The following is a 3,117-nucleotide window of genomic DNA, read 5'->3' on the forward strand; positions in this document are numbered from 1 at the left end:
CTGCCGATCGCCACCGGCGCCCGCCATTCCTCGCAGAACATCGCCTTCCACGAGGTCGGCCGGCAGGCGGTCATGGCCGATCCGGACTGGCATGGCGGCAAATATCTCGAGTTCGGCAAGCGCCCGGAAAAGGGGCTTGCCGTCGCGCGCATGGCCGCCCACATCACCTATCTTTCGGAAGCCGCGCTCCACCGCAAGTTCGGCCGCAACCTGCAGGACCGCGAGGCGCTCACCTTCGGCTTCGACGCCGATTTCCAGATCGAAAGCTATCTGCGCCACCAGGGCATGACCTTCGTCGACCGCTTCGACGCCAATTCCTATCTCTATCTGACCCGCGCGATGGACTATTTCGACCTTGCCGCCGATCACGGCGGGCGCCTCGCCGATGCCTTCGCCGGCACCAGGACGCGCTTCTGCCTGGTTTCCTTCACCAGCGACTGGCTGTTCCCGACCGAGGAGAGCCGCTCGATCGTGCATGCCTTGAACGCGGCGGGCGCTTCCGTCTCCTTCGTCGAGATCGAGACGGATCGCGGCCACGATGCCTTCCTGCTCGACGAGCCGGAGCTGTTCGCGGCCATCAACGGCTTCATCGGTTCGGCAGCACGCGCAAGGGGGCTCAGCCTATGAGCGTCAACCGCGCCCAGCGTGTCGACCTCGAAGTCGTCACCGATCTCATTCCGGCCAAGTCGCGCGTCCTCGACGTCGGCTCGGGCGACGGCGTCCTTCTGGAATTGTTGCAGGAGACCAAGCAGGTCGATGGCCGCGGGCTGGAACTGTCGCAGCGTGGCGTCAACGAATGCGTGGCGCGCGGGCTCTCGGTCATCCAGGGCGACGCCGACACGGATCTGAAATTCTATGCCGACAAGGGCTTCGACTTCGTCGTGCTGTCGCAGACGCTGCAGGCGACGCGCAACCCGAAGGTCGTGCTTGACGAGCTGCTTCGGATCGGCAACCGCGCCATCGTCTCCTTCCCCAATTTCGGCCATTGGCGCGTGCGCTTCTCGCTGCTGATCAAAGGCAGGATGCCGGTCACCAAGGATCTGCCCTATTCCTGGTACGACACGCCCAATATCCACTTTTGCACCATCCGCGACTTCGTCAACCTGTGCGAAGAGCTCGGCGCGACCGTCGAGAAGGCGACCGCGCTCGACGCCAACGGCCAGAAGATCGGCCTGTCGATGCCGTGGTGGTTCTGGAACTTCTTCGGCCAGCAAGCGGTGTTTCTGCTCAGGCGCTGACGCCGCGCGATCAGTTCGATGAGCGCATGATTCTCACCGCCGGCTCTTGCCGGCGGACGGCCTCCGCGGATTGGAAGGCCGATTGTGTTGCCATCAAACCGCAACGTTGCGGAAAAGCCCCTGTTTCGCATTTCTCGGCCGACTCGGCGTGACACACAGGTGGCTTTTTTGTAGCTTCGACCGCAAATCACAGGTGGGATAAGAACATAGCCATCAAACCCATCCGACACGCGCCAGATCCGACCGGTCGCAGCCCGATGTCGAACCAGGACGTTCCGCTGATCTCAGTGATCACGCCGACCCACAACCGGCGCAGTCAGGTCGTACGTGCGGTGAAAAGCGTTCTGGCGCAGACACTTACCCGCTTCGAGCACATCGTGGTCGACGACGGTTCGACCGACGGGACGGCCGCCGCGCTGGCCGAGATCCGCGACCCGAGGCTGATCTATGTCGGCGCCAAATGGCGCGGCGCCAATGCCGCCCGCAACGCGGGCATCGAGCGCGCGCGGGCGCCCGTGGTGACCTTCCTCGATTCGGACGACGTCTATCTGCCGGACCGGCTAGAGCGGACGCTGGCGCGCTTTGACCAGAGTCCCTCGCTCGAAGTCCTGATCAGCTCGTTCCTGTCGCTGAAGGGCAGCCGCAGCACCAAATGCATCAACCGCGAAGCCTTTCTTGATAAAAGCGCGCTGCAGCGCGCCCTGGTCTCGCAGACTATTTTCATCGCCGGCTCGGCAATCACCGCCAGGCACGAATCGCTGCTGGCGATCGGCGGCTATGACAGCGATATCACGCGCATGCAGGATCTCGACCTTCTGCTGCGCTTTGCCCGCCGCGGCGGCGCCCAGCTGTCCGAAGACATCGACTGGAAGAAGTACAATTCGGAGAACTCGATCTCCCGCCGGCGCGACGGCTATGTCGCGGCCTATGCCAACCTGATCGACAAGCATCCCTATATCGCCGACCGCTATCCCGATGTCCCGCCCTTTATGATCGCTCGCCAGATCATCGCCGACACATTGAAGGGCCGGCTGCAGCAGGCCTTTTCCGGCTACCTCGCCAATCGTTCGTCCAAGGCGCTCGGCTATTCGCTGCCGAAGCTCCTGCGCGGCTATGTCGTCGGCCGGCGCTGGCGCCGCGACTGCTATGACGAGTTCCGCGCCAAATATGGCGCCCGGGCGGTCTGATGTGGCCGCAAGACCGCTATCGGTCGAGTTCCGGAAAATAGGGATCGGAGAACCGCTGCCGCAGGCGCTCGCCCAGTAGGCAATCGACGGGCGCCGCATCCTGGACGCGAATGGATCTGGCGTCGGTGACGCCGCTCACCTCCTGGATCAGCTTGCGGCGGATGGCGGTCGAGAATTCGGACGCCGCATAGATCGGCAGCACGAAGGAACCGTCTCCTCCGGTCACGCAATCGGCATAGTATCGGTCGAGGCGGCTGACGCTCGGCGACGGCCTGATGAGTATGGGCAGGCCGTTGATGACGATACCCTCGGCAACGGCGGCATCGCGGATCGCGGCGACAGGCCGTCCGGTATTGTTGGGGCCGTCGCCCGATATGTCGATGACCCGGCGGGGTGCCGAAAAGGCGCTTTTCTCAAGGAGCCCGGTGCCGAAGCCCAGCGCGCCCGAGATCGAGGTGCCGCGAAAGCTCCGGAACGGCCGGGAGGCGATCTTGTCGGCGAAGGCGTTGGCGCTGTCCTCGCCGTCAATGACCTGCCAGGCGATGACGCCGTCGTCGCGCACCACCCCTGCCCATTCGAAATAGGCAAGCGCGATGCGCCCGTTCGTCCCCGAACGCACCGTGTTGATGAAATCGCGATGGCGCAGCGCCTCGACATAACCGGCGCGCTGCAGCGCGAACTCGTCCTCATCC

3 protein-coding genes and 1 pseudogene are annotated in these 3,117 nt (G+C 64.1%); 3 read left to right on the forward strand and 1 reads right to left on the reverse strand.

All coding sequences use genetic code 11. From position 1 onward, the window contains the following. The 3 genes and pseudogenes from metX to EOA28_RS30620 form a co-directional block, all read left to right on the forward strand. Positions 1–627 (forward strand): annotated as a pseudogene (gene metX / locus EOA28_RS30610) (homoserine O-acetyltransferase); the annotation flags it as partial. Further along, positions 624–1,238 carry a methionine biosynthesis protein MetW gene (gene metW / locus EOA28_RS30615; RefSeq protein ID WP_042643794.1) on the forward strand — a complete coding sequence of 205 codons (615 nt, stop codon included), beginning with the start codon at positions 624–626 and terminating at the stop codon, positions 1,236–1,238. The pseudogene metX and the gene metW, both read left to right, overlap by 4 nt. Before the next feature lie 257 nt (positions 1,239–1,495). After that, on the forward strand, positions 1,496–2,425 hold the full coding sequence (locus tag EOA28_RS30620) for a glycosyltransferase family A protein (protein ID WP_127251819.1): 930 nt from the start codon (positions 1,496–1,498) through the stop codon (positions 2,423–2,425). A gap of 16 nt (positions 2,426–2,441) precedes the next feature. On the opposite strand, the gene EOA28_RS30625 is transcribed toward EOA28_RS30620, so the two are convergent. Then, the coding region (locus tag EOA28_RS30625) for a DUF1194 domain-containing protein (RefSeq protein ID WP_148670952.1) at positions 2,442–3,117 on the reverse strand (676 nt) is incomplete at its 5' end.

The organism is Mesorhizobium sp. M2A.F.Ca.ET.067.02.1.1 (assembly GCF_004023285.1).
In the GTDB taxonomy this organism is placed as follows: Bacteria; Pseudomonadota; Alphaproteobacteria; order Rhizobiales; family Rhizobiaceae; genus Mesorhizobium.